The 21737-nt window shown below is 56.5% G+C and carries 19 protein-coding genes; 5 read left to right on the top strand and 14 right to left on the bottom strand.

The genetic code is table 11. The features are described from left to right. Positions 1-212: 212 nt before the first annotated feature. From tauD to ACIF4X_RS02750, 7 genes are all read right to left on the bottom strand, one after another. Positions 213-1055: a taurine dioxygenase gene (gene tauD, locus ACIF4X_RS02780; protein WP_397480826.1), complete on the bottom strand. Its 843-nt coding sequence runs from the start codon at positions 1053-1055 to the stop codon at positions 213-215. 58 nt (positions 1056-1113) lie between these two features. After that, positions 1114-1953 carry a taurine ABC transporter permease TauC gene (gene tauC / locus ACIF4X_RS02775; protein ID WP_397480825.1) on the bottom strand — a complete coding sequence of 280 codons (840 nt, stop codon included), beginning with the start codon at positions 1951-1953 and terminating at the stop codon, positions 1114-1116. Next, complete coding sequence (tauB, locus tag ACIF4X_RS02770; protein WP_397480824.1) at positions 1950-2744, bottom strand: taurine ABC transporter ATP-binding subunit; 795 nt, start codon at positions 2742-2744, stop codon at positions 1950-1952. The genes tauC and tauB overlap by 4 nt, the downstream gene beginning before the upstream one ends. A gap of 16 nt (positions 2745-2760) precedes the next feature. Further along, positions 2761-3738 carry a taurine ABC transporter substrate-binding protein gene (tauA, locus tag ACIF4X_RS02765; RefSeq protein WP_397480823.1) on the bottom strand — a complete coding sequence of 326 codons (978 nt, stop codon included), beginning with the start codon at positions 3736-3738 and terminating at the stop codon, positions 2761-2763. A gap of 300 nt (positions 3739-4038) precedes the next feature. After that, positions 4039-5622, bottom strand: coding sequence for a glutamate--cysteine ligase (gshA, locus tag ACIF4X_RS02760; RefSeq protein WP_397480822.1), 1584 nt, complete (start codon positions 5620-5622; stop codon positions 4039-4041). 269 nt (positions 5623-5891) lie between these two features. Then, positions 5892-6275 carry a PaaI family thioesterase gene (locus ACIF4X_RS02755; protein ID WP_007917925.1) on the bottom strand — a complete coding sequence of 128 codons (384 nt, stop codon included), beginning with the start codon at positions 6273-6275 and terminating at the stop codon, positions 5892-5894. Beyond that, positions 6275-8599, bottom strand: coding sequence for a Tex family protein (locus ACIF4X_RS02750; protein ID WP_397480821.1), 2325 nt, complete (start codon positions 8597-8599; stop codon positions 6275-6277). Before ACIF4X_RS02750 ends, ACIF4X_RS02755 begins: the two co-directional genes overlap by 1 nt. Before the next feature lie 358 nt (positions 8600-8957). On the opposite strand from ACIF4X_RS02750, the gene ompR reads away from it, so the two are divergent. Together ompR and ACIF4X_RS02740 are read left to right on the top strand one after the other, a co-directional pair. After that, a complete protein-coding gene (gene ompR, locus ACIF4X_RS02745) occupies positions 8958-9698 on the top strand; it encodes a two-component system response regulator OmpR (protein WP_064388985.1) in 741 nt (246 codons plus the stop codon). A 113-nt stretch (positions 9699-9811) separates the two neighbouring features. Then, entirely contained in the window at positions 9812-11125 is a 1314-nt protein-coding gene (locus tag ACIF4X_RS02740; RefSeq protein ID WP_007917930.1) for an ATP-binding protein, read from the top strand. 200 nt (positions 11126-11325) lie between these two features. Here ACIF4X_RS02740 and rimK read toward each other — a convergent pair whose 3' ends face one another. Beyond that, positions 11326-12231: a 30S ribosomal protein S6--L-glutamate ligase gene (gene rimK / locus ACIF4X_RS02735; RefSeq protein WP_007949201.1), complete on the bottom strand. Its 906-nt coding sequence runs from the start codon at positions 12229-12231 to the stop codon at positions 11326-11328. Then, on the bottom strand, positions 12228-12689 hold the full coding sequence (locus ACIF4X_RS02730; protein ID WP_171057267.1) for an ATP-dependent zinc protease: 462 nt from the start codon (positions 12687-12689) through the stop codon (positions 12228-12230). Before ACIF4X_RS02730 ends, rimK begins: the two co-directional genes overlap by 4 nt. A 236-nt stretch (positions 12690-12925) precedes the next feature. On the opposite strand from ACIF4X_RS02730, the gene ACIF4X_RS02725 reads away from it, so the two are divergent. Continuing rightward, positions 12926-13333 (top strand): RNA-binding S4 domain-containing protein, encoded by a 408-nt coding sequence (locus ACIF4X_RS02725; protein ID WP_397480820.1) that lies wholly within the window; start codon positions 12926-12928, stop codon positions 13331-13333. Between the two features lie 154 nt (positions 13334-13487). On the opposite strand, the gene ACIF4X_RS02720 is transcribed toward ACIF4X_RS02725, so the two are convergent. After that, the gene (locus ACIF4X_RS02720) at positions 13488-14288 is read right to left on the bottom strand and encodes a phosphatase PAP2 family protein (RefSeq protein ID WP_397480819.1); all 801 of its coding nucleotides are present in this window, start codon (positions 14286-14288) and stop codon (positions 13488-13490) included. 105 nt (positions 14289-14393) lie between these two features. Here ACIF4X_RS02720 and hslO point away from each other — a divergent pair, with 105 nt between their 5' ends. Continuing rightward, positions 14394-15296, top strand: coding sequence for an Hsp33 family molecular chaperone HslO (gene hslO / locus ACIF4X_RS02715; protein ID WP_129387612.1), 903 nt, complete (start codon positions 14394-14396; stop codon positions 15294-15296). Positions 15297-15477: 181 nt separating this feature from the next. Beyond that, complete coding sequence (locus ACIF4X_RS02710; protein ID WP_397480818.1) at positions 15478-17019, top strand: phosphoenolpyruvate carboxykinase; 1542 nt, start codon at positions 15478-15480, stop codon at positions 17017-17019. 69 nt (positions 17020-17088) lie between these two features. On the opposite strand, the gene ACIF4X_RS02705 is transcribed toward ACIF4X_RS02710, so the two are convergent. The 4 genes from ACIF4X_RS02705 to ACIF4X_RS02690 form a co-directional block, all read right to left on the bottom strand. Next, entirely contained in the window at positions 17089-18462 is a 1374-nt protein-coding gene (locus ACIF4X_RS02705) for a hypothetical protein (protein WP_397480817.1), read from the bottom strand. Then, on the bottom strand, positions 18449-19516 hold the full coding sequence (locus tag ACIF4X_RS02700) for a nucleoid-associated protein (protein ID WP_397480816.1): 1068 nt from the start codon (positions 19514-19516) through the stop codon (positions 18449-18451). Before ACIF4X_RS02700 ends, ACIF4X_RS02705 begins: the two co-directional genes overlap by 14 nt. A 291-nt stretch (positions 19517-19807) precedes the next feature. Then, positions 19808-21073: a type II toxin-antitoxin system HipA family toxin gene (locus tag ACIF4X_RS02695; RefSeq protein ID WP_397480815.1), complete on the bottom strand. Its 1266-nt coding sequence runs from the start codon at positions 21071-21073 to the stop codon at positions 19808-19810. Then, positions 21070-21564, bottom strand: coding sequence for a helix-turn-helix domain-containing protein (locus tag ACIF4X_RS02690; RefSeq protein ID WP_397480814.1), 495 nt, complete (start codon positions 21562-21564; stop codon positions 21070-21072). The genes ACIF4X_RS02695 and ACIF4X_RS02690 overlap by 4 nt, the downstream gene beginning before the upstream one ends. Between the last annotated feature and the right edge of the window lie 173 nt (positions 21565-21737).

Genomic DNA, 21737 nt, shown 5'->3' with positions numbered 1-21737 from the left:
TGGGTCAGCAAGATCCAACCCCCTCACCCCAGCCCTCTCCCCCAGGGGGGCGAGGGGGAAAGGGAGCCGATCTTCATGCTTTTCAATACTTGAATTCAACCCGATATTTCAGGTCGATGTAGCTCGTACAAACACCTCGGTCAGTCCCCTCTCCCTCGGGGCGGTCCGACGTTTCGGGAGGGTTAGGGTGAGGGGCTTTTGCTGTTCAAGGCTCAACGAAAAAACGGCACATCCCCCAACACCGTCGCCCGCTGCATCACCCGCCGCGCCGGGCGGTAATCATCCACCGCGTAATGCTGCGTCACGCGGTTATCCCAGAACGCAATATCGTCCTGCTGCCAGCGCCAGCGAATGGTGAATTCCGGCCGCGTCGCATGGGCGAAGAGAAACTTCAGAATCGCCTCGCTCTCGGTTTCCGATAGCTCATTGAGCTTCGACGTGAAGCCTTCATTGACGAACAACGACCGCCGTCCACTGACCGGATGCGTACGAATCACCGGATGCGACAGCGGTGGATTCTTGCGTCGCGCCTCCTCCCACTGCGCCAATGCTTCAGGCGTGTTGCCATAGCGCTCCAGCGGAAACGAGCGTGTGAAATCGTGAGTCGCGGTCAGCCCTTCGAGCAAACTTTTCAGCGGCGCCGACAGCGCTTCATACGCGGCAATGCCGCTGGCCCACAATGTGTCGCCACCAAACTCCGGCAGCAACTTGGCGCTGAGCACCGCGCCCATCGCAGGTGTCGGCAGGAAGGTCACGTCGGTGTGCCAGATCGCGTTGTCACGCACGTCGGTGACGGCGGTGTCGAGGATCAGCACTTCCGGTTGTTCCGGTACGTTCGGGTAGATCGGGTGGATGTGCAGGTCGCCGAAATAGGCGGCGAAGCGCGCCTGTTGCGGCGGCTCGATTGGCTGATTGCGGAAGAATAAAACCTGATATTTGAGCAGCGCCTGCTCAATCGCGTCGCGGTGTTCCAGGCCCAATGGCTGGCTGATGTCGACGCCGCTGATTTGTGCGCCGAGGGCTGAGCTTAACGGGGTGATGTTGAGGCTGCTCATGGTCTTTCTCTTCAATTCTCGGGCCCCGATGTGTCGGGGTAGTCAGTGCTGAAAAAAATCAGTGGGCCTGGCCGTGCCACGGCACCAATTTGCGCTGCAGGGCGCGCAGGCCCATTTCCATGGCGAAGGCGATCAGGGCGATGACCAGAATCCCCAGCACCACGACATCAGTGACCAGGAATTGCGCGGCCGACTGCACCATAAAGCCCAAACCACTGGTGGCGGCGATCAGTTCAGCGGCAACCAGTGTCGACCAGCCAACGCCCAGACCAATACGCACGCCGGTAAGAATGTCCGGCAACGCGCTCGGCAAAATCACATGACGAATCAGCTGCACGCGCGTCGCTCCCAACGACTGCGCTGCGCGCAATTTCGCTGGATCAACTGTGCGCACGCCAGTGGCGGTAGCGATGGCAATCGGCGCAAAAATCGCCAGATAAATCAGCAGCACTTTCGACAACTCACCGATGCCGCACCAGATCACGATCAGCGGCAGATAGGCCAATGGCGGAATCGGACGGTAGAACTCGATCAGCGGATCGAGCACACCACGGGCGATGCGGTTGGCGCCGATCGCAATGCCCACCGGCACAGCGGTCAAAATCGCAAAACCAAGACCCAGACCGATGCGGCTCAGGCTCGCGCCCAGGTGCTGCCACAACGTCGAATCCATGTATCCCGTGGTCGCCAGCAGCCAACCTTTTTGCAGTACGGCGGACGGTGGCGGCAAGAACAGTGGTTCGATCAAACCAGTGGCAGTCACCGCCCACCAGATGGCCAACAAAGCGAACAGCGTCAGCAGGCTGATCCAGCGCGTGCTGAGGCTGCGGCGCACAGGAATCGCCACCGAAGCGCTGACCGGTTTTACTGCTGCCGAGGAAACGTCGTAACTGCTCATGCGCGCTCCTGCCGTTGCCCGGCGCTGCGTTGCGAGAACACTTTGCTCAGCACGTGTTCGCGGGTTTCGATAAAGCGCGGATCGGATTTGATCGCGCGGGCGGACTCGCCAGCGGCGTAACGCTGACCGAAATCCAGATGCAGACGTTCAACGATTTGCCCCGGATTCGGTGCAAGCAGAATCAAGTCAGTGGCAAGGAACACCGCTTCTTCAATGTCGTGGGTAATCAGGAAAACCGGCTTGGCCGTGCGCTGCCAGACTTGCAGCAACAGCTCCTGCATCTGCTCGCGGGTGAACGCGTCGAGGGCACCGAAAGGCTCGTCCATCAGCAACACACGCGGGTCAGCGGCGAGGGCGCGGGCGAGGCCGACGCGTTGTTTCTGGCCACCGGAGATTTGCCAGATGCGGCGGCTTTCGAAACCGGAAAGATCAACCAACGCCAGCATTTCACGGGCGATTTTTTCGCGTTTGTCTTTGGCGACCCCGGCCAGTTCCAGGCCGAACGCGACGTTGGCCAACACGTCCTGCCAAGGCAGCAACGCGTCATCCTGGAACACCACGCCACGTTCGGCGCTCGGGCCTTTGACCGGCACGCCGTCGAGAGTGATGCGCCCGGCGCTCGGTTCGACGAAACCGGCAATCAGGTTCAACAACGAAGTCTTGCCACTGCCGGACGGGCCGAGGGCGACCAGCAGTTGCTGAGGCCCCAGGGTCAGAGAAATATCCGCCAGCACCGGTGTCGGGCTGCCCGGGTACTGTGCGCTGATGCGCTCCAGCTGTAGCAAGGCCATCGCGGTTAACTCCCGATCAGTTGGTGATGAATTTGGCGCTGACGTACGGCGCGTAGTCCGGCAGAACGGCTTCGACCTTGCCTTGCTCCTTGAGGAACGCAGCGGTGTCGGTAATGGCTTTGGTGGTCGGCGCGCCGAGGGTGACTACCTGATCAGCCGCCAGCGGGTAGACGTTGCCTTGCAGCAGCAGCGGAATGTCGCTGGCCTTGGCGCCGGAGAGTTTCACCAGTTTGTCGACGTTGGATTGATCGGCGAGCCAGGCTTTCGGGTCTTTGCGGTAATCGGCGTAGGCGTCGAGGGTGACCTTGGCGAACGCGGTGACGATTTCCGGGTGCTTCTCGGCGAAGTCTTTGCGCACGATCCACGCATCGAAGGTCGGCGCGCCAAACTTGGCCAGTTCGCCGGAAGTGATCAGCACTTTGCCGTTTTCCTTGGCCACGCCCAGCGCCGGATCCCACACGTAAGTGGCGTCGATGTCACCGCGTTTCCACGCCGCGATGATCGCTGGCGGGGCGAGGTTGAGCACGGTGACTTTCGACGGGTCGATGTTCCAGTGCTTCAGCGCGGCGAGCAGGCTGTAGTGCCCGGTCGACACGAACGGCACGGCGATTTTCTTGCCGATCAGATCCTGCGGGGTCTTGATGCCGGAACCGTCGCGGGCGACCAGTGCTTCGGCGGCGCCGATCTGGGTGGCGATGAGGAAGGTTTCGACCGGGACTTTGCGGGTGATCGCAGCGGTCAGCGGACTCGAACCGAGGTAGCCGATCTGCACATCACCGGAAGCGATGGCGGCGATGATGTCGGCGCCGTTGTCGAACTTGCGCCAGGCGATATCGGCTTTGGTGGCTTTTTCGTAAGCGCCGTCGGCCTGGGCGACTTTCGCTGGGTCAACGGTGGTTTGGTAGGCGACGGTGAGGTCGGCGGCCTGAGCCAGAAAACTCGCGGCGGCCAGGGAGGCTGCGGCGAGCAGGCGAAGCGGAAAATTCAGTTTCATTGAAGAGCTCCATATCAGGCGACCGAGCGTCGGCGTGAAAGGAGACTAAATGATCTAAGAATCGGTAAATAAATAACTTTTTAGAATGAGCTTATGAGCGGAAAAATCTAAGGAGGAGAGCAGATCGGTCCTACGCTCCGCGTCACCTGGACGCGGAGCGTCCCTTGAGGCGTTACCACGCGGAGCGTGGGAACGATCAATCTAAGCAAAGCAAAAGATCGCAGCCTTCGGCAGCTCCTACAGGAAATCTCATTCCCATGTAGGAGCTGCCGCAGGCTGCGATCTTTTTACCGACAACTTTTAATTACTGATTGCCAGAATGCTCGCCTGATAGGACCCGACAAACACATCAAAATCCCCCACCTCGTTCTGCTCCAGCTCAGCCTGCGCAGCCAGAGAAGTACGCGCCAACTCCTCAAACTTCGCCTGCTCATCCGCCGCCAAAGGCTCGCTACGGAAAAACTCGGCATGCGCCTGGCTCTGACGCAACGAGAACTGCGCAAAGCTTTCCTTGTGCTCAGCCATCGCCGCCAACACCTGCGCGGATGGCGTCAGTGACGGGTCACTGACCTTGGCCAGTTGCGCATCCAGCGCCTTGCTGTGCGCATCGCCGCCATGGCTCTGATCCAGCAACGCCGCCAGCGGGGCGATTTGTTCCAGCAGTTCGGCAGCCCAGGTCTTCATCTCGACAGACTCACCGTCACGCTGCAACTCTAGGCCCGGGCGGCGACCTTCCTTGACCACGCTGAGGAAGTTCGACGTGGCGTTGCCGCACGAGGTATTGGTCAGCAGCGGGCTATCGTTCAGCGCGCAGAACAGCAGGAACGCGTCGAGGAAGCGCGACTCGGTGAGGTCGATGCCCATCGGCAGGAACGGGTTGATGTCCAGGCATCGCACTTCAACGTACTGAATGCCACGCGCCACCAGCGCCTGAATCGGCCGCTCGCCGGTGTAGGTCACGCGTTTCGGGCGGATGTTGGAGTAGTACTCGTTTTCGATCTGCAGGATGTTGGTGTTGAGCTGCACCCACTCACCATCCTGGTGCGTGCCGACTTCAACGTACGGTGCGTACGGCGTGGCCACGGCTTTGCGCAGGCTGTCGGTGTAGCTCGCCAGATCGTTGTAGCACGGCGTCAGGCCGGCCTGGGCGTTGCTCTGGTAACCGAGGTCGCTCATGCGCAGGCTGGTCGCGTACGGCAGATACAGGGTGTCCGGATCAAGTTGTTCGAGTTGATGCGAACGACCACGGAGGAAACCGGCGTCCAGCGCTGGCGACGCCCCGAACAGGTACATCAGCAGCCAGCTGTAGCGACGGAAATTACGGATCAGCGCAATGTAGGAAAACGACTGGAAGTCGCGGTCAGTGCCGACAAAACCTTCGGTTTCGCGCAGCAGTGGCCAGAGCTTTTCCGGCAGGGAGAAGTTGTAGTGAATCCCGGCAATGCACTGCATGGTCTTGCCGTACCGCAGGGCCAGGCCTTTGCGGTAGACGTACTTGAGCTGACCGATGTTAGAGGTGCCGTAATAGGCGATCGGGATGTCTTCCTCGGCCGGCAACGGGCACGGCATCGATGGACTCCACAGGTACTCGTTGCCGAGTTTGCTGTAGGCAAAACGGTGAATCTTGTCCAGGCTCGCCAGCGTATCAGCCGGATCCGGCAGGGCGGGCGTGATGAATTCCAGCAGCGACTCGGAGTAGTCGGTGGTGATCTGTTCGTTGGTCAGCGCGGAACCCAAGGCTTCGGGGTGCGGCGTTTGCGCCAGGCGACCTTCGCTGGTCACGCGCAGGCATTCACGTTCGATACCGTGCAGGCACTGCTCGAGCAGAGAGAGGTTAGCGCGCTCGCCGAGCAGAGCCAGGCGGCGGTTGAGAAGTTCGCTCAATTTGGATTCCTTCACGCGTCAGTCGCCCCAATATGGGGGTGGGCAGGACGGTCTACAAGGGTGAAGTTGAAACTGGCGTTTTCGCCTGGTTTTGTAGCGGCAGGCCATTTGCCGGTCAGTCAGGAACTGCACAATCCCTGTGGGAGCGAGCCTGCTCGCGAAGGCGGTGTGTCAGCCGACATCTGCATTGCTGATACACCCTCTTCGCGAGCAGGCTCGCTCCCACAGGATTCGTTGCGCCGAAATTAACTCAAATTGATGGCGTCTAGCTACAGGACAGCGAACGTGCCTTGTGCTTTTGCGACCAGTTTGTCGCCCTGCATCACGTCGGCTTCGACCACTAAAGTGCGGCGGCCCGGGTGGATGACCCGCGCCGTGCACAGCACCTCGCCATCGGAAACGGCGCGGATATAGTTGATCTTGCACTCGATGGTCGCGCTCTGCTGATCGAAGCCGTGGGTGCTGGAACAAGCCAGCCCCATGGCGATGTCGACCAGACTGAACAGCGCGCCACCGTGCAATTTGCCGCCGCGATTGCGCAATTCGGGTTCCAGCACCAGGGCGACTTGCGCCACCCCGGTTTCCAGGCTGTGCAGGCGGCAGCCCAACAGCTTGAAAAACGCGCTCTCGACGAGCCCGGCCGGAATTTCCATCAGCGTTTCTTCAACTGCTTGGCGTTGGCGAACAGCGAGGCCATCGCATTATTCACTGGTGCGGCGGTTGCTGTTTCCTTGCGTGGCGCGTTGTTCGACGGCTGGCGTTGCGCCGAGCCCGGACGCGAGCCACGGGCACCGTCGATCTTCTCGCCCGGAGTGTCGCCCATACGCATCGACAGGCCGACGCGTTTGCGCGGGATGTCGACTTCCATGACCTTCACTTTCACCACATCACCGGCCTTCACCGCTTCGCGTGGATCCTTGATGAACTTCTCCGACAGTGCCGAGATATGCACCAGACCGTCCTGATGCACGCCGATGTCGACGAAGGCACCGAATGCGGTCACGTTGGTCACCACGCCCTCGAGAATCATCCCCAGTTGCAGATCCTTGAGGTCTTCGACGCCTTCCTGGAACTCGGCAGTCTTGAACTCCGGACGCGGGTCGCGGCCCGGTTTTTCCAGTTCCTGGATGATGTCGGTCACGGTTGGCAGACCGAAGGTTTCGTCGGTGAATTTCTTCGGGTCCAGACGCTTGAGGAAGCTTGCATCACCGATCAGCGAGCGGATATCACGGTCGGTTTCAGCGGCAATGCGTTGCACCAGCGGATAGGCTTCCGGGTGAACTGCCGAGGAATCCAGCGGGTTGTCGCCGTTCATCACGCGCAAGAAGCCGGCAGCCTGTTCGAAGGTTTTTTCGCCCAGACGCGCGACTTTCTTCAGTGCTGCACGGGTTTTGAATGCGCCGTGTTCGTCGCGGTGAGCGACGATGTTCTGCGCCAGCGTTGCGTTGAGGCCGGAGATGCGTGCCAGCAGCGCCACCGAAGCAGTGTTCACGTCAACGCCGACGGCGTTCACGCAGTCCTCGACCACAGCGTCCAGACCACGCGCCAGTTTCAACTGCGAGACGTCGTGCTGATACTGGCCGACACCGATGGATTTCGGATCGATTTTCACCAGTTCAGCCAGTGGATCCTGCAGGCGACGGGCGATGGACACGGCGCCACGGATCGACACGTCCAGATCCGGGAACTCCTTGGCCGCCAGTTCCGACGCCGAGTACACCGATGCACCCGCTTCGGAAACCATGACCTTGGTCATCTTCATCGCTGGGTATTTTTTGATCAGCTCGATCGCCAGTTTGTCGGTCTCGCGGCTGGCGGTGCCGTTGCCGATGGCAATCAGGTCGACCGAGTGCTTGGCGCACAGGGCGGCCAGAATGGCGATGGTCTGATCCCACTTGTTGTGCGGCACGTGTGGGTAAACCGTGGCGTGATCGAGCAGTTTGCCGGTCGAGTCGACCACGGCAACCTTGCAACCGGTACGCAGGCCCGGGTCGAGACCCAGGGTTGCGCGGGGGCCGGCCGGCGCGGCCAGCAACAAGTCGTGCAGGTTGTGCGCGAACACGTTGATCGCTTCGGTCTCGGCGCCGTCGCGCAGTTCGCCGAGCAGGTCGGTTTCCAGGTGTGTGTAGAGCTTGACCTTCCACGTCCAGCGCACCACTTCGCCGAGCCATTTGTCGGCCGGGCGATTCTGGTTCTGGATGTTGAATTGCTGGCCGATCATGCCCTCGCACGGGTGCATGGTGCCCGGCAGTTCGTCGCCGACTTTCAGCGCGGAGCTGAGGATGCCTTCGTTGCGGCCACGGAAAATTGCCAGTGCGCGGTGCGATGGCATGCTTTTCAGCGGTTCGTCGTGTTCGAAGTAATCGCGGAACTTGGCACCTTCCTCTTCCTTGCCAGCGATGACGCGGGCACTGAGGGTCGCTTCCTGTTTCAGGTAGTTACGCAGTTTTTCCAGCAGGCTGGCGTCTTCGGCGAAACGTTCCATGAGAATGTATTTCGCGCCTTCGAGCGCAGCCTTCACGTCGGCCACGCCTTTTTCGGCGTCAACGAAGCGCGCGGCTTCGGTTTCCGGGGCCAGGTTCGGGTCGTTGAACAGGCCGTCGGCCAAGTCGCCGACGCCGGCTTCCAGGGCGATCTGGCCCTTGGTGCGGCGCTTCTGCTTGTACGGCAGGTACAAGTCTTCGAGGCGGGTCTTGGTGTCGGCGAGTTTGATGTCGCGTTCGAGGGCAGGGGTGAGTTTGCCTTGCTCTTCGATGCTGGCGAGGATGCTGATGCGCCGTTCGTCGAGTTCTCGCAGGTAGCGCAAACGCTCTTCCAGATGACGCAACTGGGTGTCATCGAGGCTGCCGGTGACTTCTTTCCGGTAACGGGCGATGAAGGGAACGGTAGACCCTTCATCGAGTAGCGCGACGGCCGCTTCGACCTGTTGTGGGCGTACACCGAGTTCCTCGGCAATGCGGCTGTTGATGCTGTCCATAAAACCACCTGACATATTGTGAAAGCAGGCTCTCAGGCGCGCAAATAAAGGCCCGGAGTCTGGTTGAGCGGCTAGAAAATTGCCGCTGCCTGGGTCAAAAGGCAGCCCATTGACCCGTGAAATCGAACAATTACTGCGCACGACAGGAAAAAAAGCCTGCCACCTGCGGTAACGATTCAGACGTTGCCTGGCACAAAACGCCGCGCATTATAACCAGCGTTCTGTCATTCGGGGGCGTCGCAGTCTGTAGGCATAAACCCCGGTTTTCTGGCAGTGAAGGAAAAATCTGCTAACAATGCACACGGTGCGTATAACGGCAGCTACGCCATAATGCGCGCCGAGCTAAAAGGAGCATCCAATGAGCAGCACTGCACAAACTGCTGAAGGCGAAAAAATTCTCATCGTTGACGACGATCCAGGCCTTAGCAGCCTGCTGGAACGTTTTTTCGTCAGCAAGGGCTACCGTGCCCGTACCGTACCGAACACCGAGCAGATGGATCGTCTGCTGTCGCGTGAAGTTTTCAATCTGGTCGTTCTCGACCTGATGCTGCCCGGCGAAGACGGTCTGACCGCTTGCCGTCGCCTGCGTGGCGCCAACAACCAGATTCCGATCATCATGCTCACCGCCAAAGGCGACGAGCTGAGCCGTATCAAGGGTCTGGAACTGGGCGCCGATGACTATCTGGCCAAGCCGTTCAACCCGGACGAGCTGATGGCCCGGGTCAAAGCCGTCCTGCGTCGCCAGGCCGCACCGGTACCGGGCGCACCGGGCAGTGAGGACGAAAACGTCACCTTCGGTGATTACGTGTTGTCGCTGGCCACCCGTGAACTGAAACGCGGCGACGAAGTGCACATGCTCACCACCGGTGAGTTTGCGGTACTCAAGGCACTGGTGATGAACGCGCGTCAGCCGCTGACCCGCGACAAACTGATGAACCTGGCCCGAGGCCGCGAGTGGGATGCCCTTGAGCGTTCCATCGATGTGCAGATTTCCCGTCTGCGCCGCATGATCGAGCCGGATCCATCGAAGCCGCGCTACATCCAGACCGTCTGGGGTGTGGGCTACGTGTTTGTACCGGATGGCGCCGCCACCAAGTGATCGGCGATTTGTAGGAGCGGGTCTGCAGGTTTTGGTCGAACGGTCATGCCCGCAGACTCGCAATCCGCAATATGCGAGCATTGCTCGCTCCTGCAAGTGTGTAGCGGTTATAGATGAAAACCCCTGTCTGGTTCCCCCAAAGTTTTTTCTCCCGCACCCTTTGGCTGGTGCTCATCGTCGTGCTGTTTTCCAAGGCGCTGACCCTGGTTTATCTGTTGATGAACGAAGACGTGCTGGTGGACCGCCAATACAGCCACGGCGTCGCCCTGACGCTGCGAGCCTATTGGGCTGCCGATGAAGAAAACCGCGCGAAGATCGCTGATGCCGCCACCCTGATTCGGGTCGTGGGCGCCGGTGTGCCGGAAGGTGAACAGCACTGGCCCTACAGCGAAATCTACCAGCGACAGATGCAGGCCGAACTGGGTGCCGACACCGAAGTGCGCCTGCGCATGCATTCACCGCCAGCGCTGTGGGTGCGTGCACCGAGCCTCGGTGACGGCTGGTTGAAGGTGCCGTTGTATCCGCACCCGCTGCGCGGCCAGAAAATCTGGAACGTGCTTGGCTGGTTCCTTGCGATTGGTTTGTTGTCGACGGCGTCGGCATGGATTTTCGTCAGCCAGCTCAACCAGCCCTTGAAACGCTTGGTGTACGCCGCCCGGCAGCTCGGTCAGGGCCGCAGCGTACGGCTGCCGATCAGCGATACGCCGAGCGAGATGACCGAGGTGTATCGCGCCTTCAACCAGATGGCCGAAGACGTCGAGCAGGCCGGGCGCGAGCGCGAGTTGATGCTGGCCGGCGTATCCCATGACTTGCGCACACCGTTGACGCGGTTGCGGCTGTCGCTGGAGTTGATGGGCGACCGCAACGACCTGACCGACGACATGGTGCGCGACATCGAAGACATGGACGCGATTCTTGACCAGTTCCTCGCGTTCATCCGCGACGGTCGTGACGAGTCGGTGGAAGAGGTGGATCTGACGGATCTGGTGCGCGAGGTCGCGGCACCGTACAACCAGAATGAAGAGAAAGTGCGTTTGCGTCTGGAGCCGATCCAGCCGTTTCCGCTGCGTCGGGTATCGATGAAGCGCTTGCTGAACAACCTGATCGGCAACGCCTTGAACCATGCCGGCGGTCACGTTGAAGTCGCGGCTTATGTGTCCGGTGACGTCAGTGCGCCGTATGTGGTGCTGAGTGTGATGGACCGTGGCGCGGGGATCGATCCTTCGGAGCTGGAGGCGATTTTCAACCCGTTTACCCGAGGCGATCGTGCCAGGGGCGGGAAGGGCACCGGGTTGGGGTTGGCGATTGTGAAGCGGATCGCTTCGATGCATGGCGGCAATGTTGAACTGCGCAACCGGTCCGGTGGTGGGCTGGAAGCGCGGGTGAGGTTGCCGTTGGGGTTGATGTTGCCGCGGGATGCTGTGTAGACAAAAGCCCCTCACCCCAGCCCTCTCCCGGAGGGAGAGGGGGCCGACCGAGGTGTCTGGCGGCATACATCGACCCGAAATTCCGAGTCGATTATGGATTCGGCACAGCAGGATCAGGTCGGCGTATCTCTTAAGCATCCCCCAATCAGTCCCCTCTCCCTCTGGGAGAGGGTTAGGGTGAGGGGCTGTTGCTCTTGGCTCTAGCCCTTGCCTTTGGTCCGGGTCATATTCGGCCCGCCATTCTTCTCAAGATGCTCAATGATGATCCCCGCCACATTCTTCCCGGTGGTGGTCTCGATCCCTTCCAGCCCCGGCGACGAGTTCACTTCCATCACCAGCGGCCCGTGATTGGAGCGCAGGATATCCACACCCGCCACGGCCAGGCCCATGACCTTCGCTGCGCGCAACGCGGTCATGCGTTCTTCCGGGGTGATCTTGATCAGGCTGGCGCTGCCGCCGCGATGCAGGTTAGAGCGAAACTCACCCGGTTTGGCCTGACGCTTCATCGCCGCGATGACCTTGTCGCCGACCACGAAGCAACGAATATCCGCACCGCCGGCTTCCTTGATGTATTCCTGGACCATGATGTTCTGCTTCAGGCCCATGAACGCCTCGATCACCGATTCAGCAGCGGTCGCGGTTTCGCACAGCACCACGCCGATACCCTGGGTGCCTTCCAGCACTTTGATCACCAGCGGTGCGCCGTTGACCATGTCGATCAGGTCAGGAATATCGTCCGGCGAGTGAGCAAATCCGGTGACCGGCAAGCCGATACCGCGACGTGACAGCAGTTGCAGCGAACGCAATTTGTCGCGCGAACGGGCGATGGCCACCGATTCGTTGAGCGGGAACACCCCCATCATTTCGAACTGGCGCAACACCGCGCAACCATAAAACGTCACCGACGCACCGATCCGCGGGATCACCGCATCGAAGCCTTCCAGCGGTTTGCCGCGATAGTGGATCTGCGGCTTGTGGCTGGCGATGTTCATGTAGGCGCGCAGGGTGTCGATCACTACCATTTCATGCCCGCGCTCGGTTCCGGCTTCGACCAGACGGCGGGTGGAATACAGACGCGGGTTTCGCGACAGCACAGCGATCTTCATGCAACACCTGTGGAGGAGGTAGATACCGGGAACACCGGCTTGTCTTGTACGTACTTGATGCCCGGATTGACCACCAACTGGCCGTCGATCAGGGCTTTGGAACCGAGCAACAGGCGATAGCGCATGGACTTGCGGCAGGCGAGCGTGAACTCGACCGGCCAGACCCGATCACCGAGAGCCAGTGTGGTGCTGATGACGTAGCGCACCTGCGCATGGCCGTTGGAGCTTTTGATGGTTTTGCGTGTTACCAGGGGTGCTTCGCAGCGACGGTGGCGCAATTGCACCACCGTGCCCAGATGCGCAGTGAATCGCACCCACTTCTCGCCGTCGCGTTCGAACGGCTCGATGTCGGTGGCATGCAGGCTGGAGGTGCTGGCGCCGGTGTCGATTTTTGCTCGCAGGCCCGCAACTCCCAAATCCGGGAGCGCCACCCACTCGCGCAGACCGACAACGGTCAAATGGTCAAATGTCTTCAAAAAAATGCTCAACCGTGACAACCGCTTCAGCCCGCACGAGGCCGGATTCGCGGTATTCACGCAGAATAAGGGTTAAAAGGCGACAGATTTCTACAGCCCGGATTTCCGGCCCCTGAAGCAGGCGCCGAAACGCGCACATTGTAATCCGGGACGCGGTCATTCATGACATGACTGAAACGGTAGTACAGTTCATCAATATTTCAGAATGAGGAAATGCCATGGCACAAAAAAGCGAAGAGGACGACAAGGTCCGTCTCGACAAGTGGCTGTGGGCTGCGCGTTTTTACAAAACCCGCGCCTTGGCCAAAGCAGCGATCGAGAGTGGCAAGGTGCATTGTCGCGGCGAGCGCTGCAAGCCTGGCAAAGAGCCACGCATTGGCGATGAGTTCGAGATTCGTACCGGGTTTGAGGTTCGTTCAGTGAAGGTCGAAGCATTGTCGATTGTACGACGCGGCGCACCGGAGGCGCAGATGCTGTATGCAGAAACCGAGGCGAGTATTGCCAAGCGTGAAGCGGCTGCGGCGATGCGCAAGGCGGGGGCGTTGGGCGTGAGCACCGACGGCAAACCGAGCAAAAAACAGCGGCGGGATTTGTTCAAGTTTCGCGGCAGCAGTAACGACGAGTAATGCTTGGTGAGTGTGGCCCCATCGCTAGCAGGCTAGCTCCCACAAGGGACTGCATTCCAATGTGGGAGCGAGTTGCCTGAGCTCGACGCGGTCACTGTGGGAGCTAGCCTGCTAGCGATTCGAGTGCGCAGCACTCGCCATGAACAACTCGGTATCAGGCGCTACGCACCACACTCATCCGCGAAACCAGTGGCAACTTGCCCAGCAACGCAAAGATCGGCGCCGTCACCTTCAGCCAGAAGTTTGAAGCGTGATACGCAAACGGCGTGTAGTAACCCCACCCCAACGCCCATACCGCCAGCAATACGCCACCGATGTAATCGTCCTGACCCCAATGCGCACCGGCCACCAGTCGCGGCAGCATGAACAACAGCGCCAGGCCCCAGATCGTCACAAACTGGCCGGCCGTACGGCTGAACACGCCCATGAACAGCGCCCAGATCAACAACACTGAAGCGTGGTCACCGGGAAAGCTCTGGCTCGAGCGATCCTTCACTTCCCAGGTTTTTTCCAGAACCGGGAAGTAATCGCTGATGTGCACGGCACCCTCAAGCACCATCGACGGGCTGCTGTGCTGCCAATTCATATGGTCGGCGAACTTGGAAAACAGCGCACGAATCACCACCATCAACAGCAGGATCGAAAGAAAACCGAAAAAAGCCCGGCGCACGTCAATGGCCTTGAACACCCAGTCGCCCTTGATCAGCAGCGTCAGCAGGATCAAGCCAACGACGACGTCGAATGGACGCATACTTGCAATTGCCCAGATATGGAGCCATATCGGGTTGCTGGCCAGCGGCGCGTTGAGTGAGCGAAACAGCCACTCGTCGAAAATCACACACAGCGAGTTGCCCGTAGGCCATAACCAGAAAGCCAGTAGCGCTAATGGCACTATGTTGCACAGAACCAGCCGGCCGAGGTTCCACCTTGATTGGAACAAACCCGGATTGTTCATAAAATGCCTCCCATGGCAGAGCAGTCGGCACTAAAAAGAGTGCCAAGAAGTGCAAATTTTCACGTCTTGTAACCATTTTGTCACCACATTCAGATACCCAAAATTATGACCGACCTACCGGATACCGATTTCACCCAACGTTTCATCTTCGATGACAGCGATACGCGCGGCGAACTGGTTGCGCTTGAGCGCAGCTATGCCGAAGTCCTTGCCAAGCACCCGTACCCGGAGCCGGTCGCGCAATTGTTGGGCGAACTGATGGCGGCCGCCTCGTTGCTGGTGGGCACCCTCAAGTTCGATGGACTGCTGATTCTGCAGGCGCGTTCCGAAGGGCCGATCCCGATGCTGATGATCGAGTGCTCCAGCGACCGCGACATCCGTGGTCTGGCGCGTTATCACGCTGACCAGATTGCCGCGGACGCTACCCTCGCCGATCTGATGCCCAATGGCGTTCTGGCGTTGACCGTCGACCCGACTGTCGGCCAGCGCTATCAGGGCATCGTCGATCTCGACGGCGAAACCCTGTCCGATTGCTTCACCAACTATTTCGTCATGTCGCAACAGGTCGGCACCCGCTTCAAGCTGTTTGCCGACGGTCGTCGCGCTCGTGGCCTGCTGCTGCAGCAACTGCCGGCCGATCGTCTGAAAGACGAAGAAGATCGCGCCGCCAGCTGGCAGCACATCACCGCACTGGCCACCACCCTGACCGCCGATGAATTGCTCAGCCTGGACAACGAAACCGTACTGCATCGCCTCTACCACGAAGAGCAGGTTCGTCTGTTCGATGTGCAGAAACTGCGCTTCCGTTGCAGCTGCTCGCGGGAACGCTCAGGCAATGCGTTGGTCAGTCTCGGTCTGGAAGATGCGCAGCAATTGGTGGTCGAACACGGTGGCAACATCGAGGTTGATTGCCAGTTCTGTAACGAGCGCTACCTGTTCGATGCCACGGATGTTGCTCAATTGTTCGCTGGCGCAGGCGTCGACACGCCGTCAGATACCCGGCACTAAAACGGTTCAGCGCAGGTAAATTCACTGCGTAACGACGGAATATCGCCGTTACGACGGGAGGACCCTACTCTTTTTGGGCTTTTCTGGCATAATCCGGCCCACTTTTTTCGCGGTAGTAGTGCACGACTTTCTACTACAAAACGTTTGGAGCACACTCGGCCACTGGCCGACGGGGAACCTCATGACGCAAGCCAATAACGCCGTGTACACCGATCTGAGTGTTGATGATCTGGTAAAAGAAGCCCTGAACCGCGGTGAGGGCGAGCTTGCCGATACCGGCGCTCTGGTTGTTCGCACTGGTCACCGCACCGGTCGTTCGCCTGTTGACCGTTTCATCGTTGAAGAGCCTTCCACCCAGGCCGCTATCGCCTGGGGCCCGATCAACCGCAAGTTCCCGGCCGACAAGTTCGACGCGCTGTGGGCTCGCGTAGAAGCATTCAACAACGCGCAAGAGCACTTTGTGTCCCACGTGCATGTAGGCGCGGCGGAAGATCACTACCTGGCCGTGAAAATGACCACCCAGACTGCCTGGCAGAATCTGTTCGGTCGTTGCCTGTTCATCAACCCGGCCCAATACAACCCGGCCGGTCGTGAAGAGTGGCAAGTGCTCAACGTCGCCAACTTCGAGTGCGTGCCTGAGCGTGACGGCACCAACTCCGACGGTTGCGTGATCCTCAACTTCGCACAGAAGAAAGTGCTGATCGCTGGCATGCGTTACGCCGGTGAGATGAAGAAAGCCATGTTCTCCGTGCAGAACTTCCTGCTGCCGGCCGCTGACGTGCTGCCAATGCACTGCGCTGCCAACATCGGCGAAGAAGGCGACGTGACCCTGTTCTTCGGTCTGTCGGGCACCGGTAAAACCACCCTGTCGGCTGACGAAAGCCGTTACCTGATCGGTGACGACGAACACGGCTGGGGCGAAGGCGTGGTGTTCAACATCGAAGGCGGTTGCTATGCCAAGTGCATCGACCTCTCCGAGAAGAACGAGCCGGTTATCTGGAAAGCCATCAAGCACGGCGCAGTCCTGGAAAACGTCGTCATCGACGACGCCAAGAACGCCGACTACGCCGATGTCAGCCTGACCCAGAACAGCCGCGCCGCGTACCCGCTGGAGCACGTTGCCAAGCGTTCCGAGCATAACCTCGGTGGCGAGCCAAACGCGGTGATCTTCCTGACTTGCGACCTGACCGGCGTACTGCCGCCAGTGTCGATCCTCAACGAAGAACAAGCGGCCTACCACTTTCTGTCCGGCTACACCGCACTGGTGGGCTCGACTGAAATGGGTTCGGGCAGCGGCATCAAGTCGACCTTCTCCACCTGCTTCGGCGCACCGTTCTTCCCGCGTCCGGCTGGCGAATACGCAGAGTTGCTGATCAAGCGCATCCGCGGCTTCGGCTCCAAGGTCTACCTGGTCAACACCGGCTGGACCGGCGGCGGCTACGGCGTCGGCAAACGCTTCAACATCCCGACCACCCGCGCAGTGATCGCAGCGATCCAGAGCGGCGCGCTGATCGGTGCAGCCACCGAACACCTCGACACCATCAACCTCGACGTGCCACTGGCCGTACCGGGCGTTGAAACCAACCTGCTCAACCCACGCAACACCTGGGCTGACAAGGCTGCGTACGACGAGGCTGCGAAAGCACTGGCCGGTCTGTTCATCGAGAACTTCAAGAAGTTCGAAGTGAGCGACGCGATCAAGGCTGCAGGTCCGAAGTTGTAAGACTTGGTTTGTAGTGAATGAAAAAGCCGCCCTTTAGGGCGGCTTTTTTGTGGGGAAATTGATAATTGGCTAACAAGTAGATGTGGCGATTATCTGTATAAAATTTAGAATGTGTTTGTAAAATGCAAAAAATATAAGTAAAAAAATTGATGTGAAGTATGTGTGCTCCGCGATTTTACGTATTTTGTTGTAGGCAGAGACAGCATCCCGAAAGGGTTTTTCAGAAAGCTCTTTAAATTCGGAAATTGGTATTGTTGTATTAACTTTTCTGCTCCAAAAGAATCTTGATTTTGCAAGTGACCTTATATATAGGTAGTTTGTTTTCGTCGTAATTCTCAAGCTAGTAAGTAGCCATCCAGCTGATAAAAGCAAAAGAATGATTTTTTCATTTTCCAAGCTGCCTTGTGCAGGAATTGTTATTATTCGAATACTTATAGCGCTGAAAGCTATTGCGATATCGCGAAAAAGTGTGACGGAAAGTGCATGTGTTCGATCAATTATTTTTGATGATTCTTCTGCGATTATTTTTCTAATATCTGCTATTGCTTTAAGCGTGTCAGAAGTTTTGCTGTGTATGTGAGCTTTGTAATCGTTTTTTGCATTTTCGAGGCATTTCGGTAATACTCGACTCAAAAAAGTTAGCCAGTTCTCAGATGCCTTAATTTGCAAGTTTGATAGTCTTGTAGTTAGCAGTAGATGCCTAATATCTACTTCTCTATCGAGATCGAACATCCAGTTTGCGGCTTCATTTATGTTGGATTCGTGAATGGAGTTTGGATATAAAGCGTTCGTGTCGAATTCGGCTTCGAGTTTTTTTGTGCCATTGATCACGAGTTTGAGAGATTGGTTCTCTCTCCATATCTCAGAACAGAAAATTAGTGAGGCTTTGGGAATGGATTTTTTTAGCCATATTGAGTAAACATCACTGACGGCCTTCGGCTCAAGATGCGTAATCCAGAACTCAATGTTTGAAGCCAACTGTCCCGCGCTTGCGTCTTTGATTAGCTTTCTAGCATCAATAAATTTTTTTTCTTCGTTGGAGTTATTTTCGTATTTTCCCCATTGCTTAAATTTGCAACTTCTTGAGAAAAATTCTTCAAATTTAGCATTTATAAATATAGTTTTTCGGTTGTCTACAGATTTATGGGAAAGTCCATTTTCAAATCCCTTTAATGTAAAAAAATAAGCATGGTTAGGGTTGGGTGTTTTGGTTATTAGCAAATCTATCGGCTTGTTTAATTGCTCTTGATCAACGCATGGTAGTTTAAACTCGTCGCCATATTCGGTAGTAACAAGTAGTTGAAAGATCTCCGAATTATCGGTGCTGAAAGTGTTTAATAGGGTGCTTTCTTCGCACGTCAAGGAGCTTATCGAAAATAGAGCCTGATCGACGTTTTCATTTTTTAGTATCGATTTTTTGAGTATGGCGTTAATTTTTTCCATGGTATTCGTCGTCTATTCGATACTCAATAGTCGTGGCTTTAAAAGATTTGTAGCCGTTTTCGTCTTCGAATGTAATAGCACCTGAGTCAACATGTTCTTGAGTGTAAATTACTCGAACGCCTTCTTGCGTTTCTTTAATTTTTTTAGCCGGTTTTTTAAAATAGCCTGTTGGTATTTTTATAGTTTCGTTTGCTATTTTCTGTTTTTTTAACGCTTTTTCGAATGTGGCTTTTATTTTCTCATGTGTATGGAGAGGGCCGAATAGTGCATGTAATAGCGTGGCCGGTGACTTAGGGTTGAAGCTTTGAATAGTAGAAATTGCATCTTTCGCTGCAGTCTTTATTTTTCGGATTATTTCTGCTGGAATAATTTCTTTATTAGTGGTTGCAGTTTCAGTTAGTGCAAGAAGTAGGCGGTCGACTAATGTTTCATGGCTAAATTTTCTGCTTGAATCCAAGTATTTTTTAAACATGTCCGTGATGTCGCCGTTTTTTCCACTTCTGTCAATGCAGAGAAGTTGGCCAGCATTATTGTTGACATTTATGAGTGCGGATTTTTGTAGCGCTTTTTTGTCTTGGACAAACGTGTTCAAAATCAAGTCGAGGATTGGTTTTACTTTTCCATCTACTGTCGCTTGAGTTTTGTAAGAAATTACTTTTATGTCATCGTATTTTATAATCGCAGCATAATATTTTTCTTCGCATTTTATTTTCAAAAGCATAAGAACACCAGGGATTAGGCGTTTGTCATTTTCATATAACTCTTGAAATCGGACGGCTAGAATTTCGGAGCAGTCGACGAATGCGTGGTCACTGCTAATGGCAAGAAAAACTTGATCTCTAACCCCTGATGCAGCATTGAAGTTATAGGCAGTGCCTTTAGCCGTTTCTATGAGTCTGTCGATAAAAAAGTCAGAGTGGGTGCTGGGATCTTCCACTTCTGTAAGTATTAGTGGGGTCTTTAATTTTGGGCCAACTATATGAAATATAATTCGCTCAACTACGGCGGTTGAGTTTATGGTGATTTCTTCTTCGATCTGTTCGATACTTGTCATTCGTGTCCCTACTCGTGTCTGACGTTATGACGCGTTTAGTTTTTTTTGGTTACGTTTTATCTTTTGTTTTAGACAATTTTGTAAAAATTGACTTTTCAGAATGTTTTTCTGAGTGACAGTCCGCAAAGTCTATTTGATGAGAGTAGCCGGTATAGCATCAGCTTGCCAGTATCGGATCTAAGATTAAGCTAATACCTTAGTCGCTGCCATACCGGAAAATCGACTTTTCGGGCGAGCATAAGTCATTTTTGAGGACTGAACTACAAATGATGGATAAGCATCGGTATTGAATTAGGTGCTGAAAAAAGCAGATGACATATTGTCTCGCTCACGATTAGATATTCTCATGGCACTCGCTAGTTTTGACCATTGATTTATCACCTCCTTAAAATTCTCAATAGTATTTTCTACATCTTTACGGCTAACTCGAAAATACCCCGCGACTTCCCTCGCAAGCTCCAAATCCAAAGCATTGTCAGCATCAGTGATGTTCAGCTTCAACCCATCCGCATGCGCCACGGGATTCATGTCATACGCTGCCGACAATCGCCATCCCCGACCCGGATCCAGAATAAAGCCATGGTTTCGCAGGTGGTCGTCGGTGTTGGAGACCAGGATGTTGAAGACAATTCGTGACCAGAGTTCACGGAGGTCGGTGTTGGGGTCTGAGCCGTGTTCCATGATTACTTCCGCCAACTCTAGATAGCTGGCGCCGGTTGAGGCGTCGTCGCTGTCGACGCGGTTGGTCATGGTCATGGCTGATGCGAAGTGATGTCGGCCGCCGCGCGCGGTTCGGTCGAAACGCTTCACCAGGAAGCAGTGGTGATCGCTTGCGTAGCGTCGGGCCATGCCGGTCGCAACACGCAGACCACAGTTGACCGCCAAAGCGTTTACTACAAATTCCCAACCACCAACATCGTAGTCATCCCTCGTACTTGGGAATTTGGCGATCCACAGTTGGCCGAACTCGTCGACGACGCTGGCTTTCGGTCTGGCGCCGCCCAGCGAGCCGCCAGGTGCGATGAGCATTCTTAGCCATTCGCGGCCCTCGGTGGCTGTGTTGTCCCTATCGTTTTCCAGGGCGAGACTTGCCTGCTCTAACGCGCGTAGCTCGACAAAGGGTGGGGCGGCAACGCCGTCGCGGTCGTCGAGGAATTTGCCTTCGTCATTGAGTTTGTAGCGAAGGGCGCCGACACGGAACAGGTCGTGCACGCCAAGCAGGTAATCGGATTCGAACAACTTGCTGTTGCTGGGAAGCAAGCCGTCGCGAATGTCCCTTTCCAAGCGGCGTTTCATCAGCAGTTGGCCCCAACGATCGGGGCTCGAGTCTGCAAAGACGCCAAATCGGCTCTGATGTTCGCCGGGGAATTGGCGGCCTTCGAAGGGGCCGATGCGCGGGTCTAGAGTTATGGAACTCAACTCGGGATCGGCCAGCGCTTTCGGGTCGTACTCAAATTCGAACACGTTGGTGTTGCGTGTTTTCCTTGCGTGTAGAAACCCGAGGCGTCTGGCGCCTTTCAAGGATTCCCAGTCTGCATAAACAGCAATCAGCGTCATTCTTCACCTGTCGGGGGGCCGGCCTTTTTCTTCTGGTTCAAAAGGCTGGAGAGTGAGTGTGTGTTGAATGGGAAGTCAGCAGGAATTTTCGTGGTAGTGGCGGCATCGATAACGTTTGAAGTCCCGGCGTGTTCAGATGCGCCCTTTTTTGCCGCACTGACTGCTCGTACTCGCTGGGGCTTTTTCGCTGCGGATCGTGTTGCAGGCATTAACTGCGCATCCTGCAATTGGCGACCCATTTCATCGGCTGCAGCCAGTTTATTCAGATCCTTTTCCAGCCCCAGCACTTGCATGACCGACAAATAGGCGCCGATGGTTACGCCTGATCCACCTGACTCCAGATGGCGCAAGGTTGTTAGCGACATGCCAGATCGTTCAGCGACTTGCTTGGCCGTCAATTTTCGGCGCAGGCGAGCCAGCTTCAGGCGTTCACCAAAGTCGACCAGAAGTCGAGCAGTGGAGGGCAAAAGCGGCGCTGTTTTCTTGGCCATGGTGGCAGTATTCCTTCATTTTTTGACCTTAACTGCCAGAATAATAGCACTTAAGCTGAAGGGCGCTGTTTGCCGCAAGATCCCTGAAAAAAAGAAGTTAAGTGGCATTATTCCATCTGTTTTTGGTTTGTATAGCTAGAATAATGCCACTTAAACGTAAGCGCTTCCTCGAG

The organism is Pseudomonas sp. NPDC085632, assembly GCF_044541255.1.
Taxonomy (GTDB): Bacteria; Pseudomonadota; Gammaproteobacteria; order Pseudomonadales; family Pseudomonadaceae; genus Aquipseudomonas.
Note: the sequence above shows the minus strand (reverse complement) of the source record. Positions and strands in the feature narration are given on the sequence as shown.

Coding starts and splice junctions, on each gene's coding strand:
- ACIF4X_RS02750 (WP_397480821.1), bottom strand. CDS start 8,599: ATGGACAGCATCAACAGCCGCATTGCCGAGGAACTCGGTGTACGCCCA.
- ACIF4X_RS02690 (WP_397480814.1), bottom strand. CDS start 21,564: ATGGCCAAGAAAACAGCGCCGCTTTTGCCCTCCACTGCTCGACTTCTG.
- ACIF4X_RS02700 (WP_397480816.1), bottom strand. CDS start 19,516: ATGACAAGTATCGAACAGATCGAAGAAGAAATCACCATAAACTCAACC.
- ACIF4X_RS02755 (WP_007917925.1), bottom strand. CDS start 6,275: ATGGAAATTCCGGCCGGGCTCGTCGAGAGCGCGTTTTTCAAGCTGTTG.
- hslO (WP_129387612.1), top strand. CDS start 14,394: ATGACCGACCTACCGGATACCGATTTCACCCAACGTTTCATCTTCGAT.
- ACIF4X_RS02705 (WP_397480817.1), bottom strand. CDS start 18,462: ATGGAAAAAATTAACGCCATACTCAAAAAATCGATACTAAAAAATGAA.
- tauA (WP_397480823.1), bottom strand. CDS start 3,738: ATGAAACTGAATTTTCCGCTTCGCCTGCTCGCCGCAGCCTCCCTGGCC.
- ACIF4X_RS02710 (WP_397480818.1), top strand. CDS start 15,478: ATGACGCAAGCCAATAACGCCGTGTACACCGATCTGAGTGTTGATGAT.
- rimK (WP_007949201.1), bottom strand. CDS start 12,231: ATGAAGATCGCTGTGCTGTCGCGAAACCCGCGTCTGTATTCCACCCGC.
- ACIF4X_RS02720 (WP_397480819.1), bottom strand. CDS start 14,288: ATGAACAATCCGGGTTTGTTCCAATCAAGGTGGAACCTCGGCCGGCTG.
- ACIF4X_RS02725 (WP_397480820.1), top strand. CDS start 12,926: ATGGCACAAAAAAGCGAAGAGGACGACAAGGTCCGTCTCGACAAGTGG.
- ACIF4X_RS02740 (WP_007917930.1), top strand. CDS start 9,812: ATGAAAACCCCTGTCTGGTTCCCCCAAAGTTTTTTCTCCCGCACCCTT.
- ompR (WP_064388985.1), top strand. CDS start 8,958: ATGAGCAGCACTGCACAAACTGCTGAAGGCGAAAAAATTCTCATCGTT.
- ACIF4X_RS02695 (WP_397480815.1), bottom strand. CDS start 21,073: ATGACGCTGATTGCTGTTTATGCAGACTGGGAATCCTTGAAAGGCGCC.
- tauC (WP_397480825.1), bottom strand. CDS start 1,953: ATGAGCAGTTACGACGTTTCCTCGGCAGCAGTAAAACCGGTCAGCGCT.
- tauB (WP_397480824.1), bottom strand. CDS start 2,744: ATGGCCTTGCTACAGCTGGAGCGCATCAGCGCACAGTACCCGGGCAGC.
- tauD (WP_397480826.1), bottom strand. CDS start 1,055: ATGAGCAGCCTCAACATCACCCCGTTAAGCTCAGCCCTCGGCGCACAA.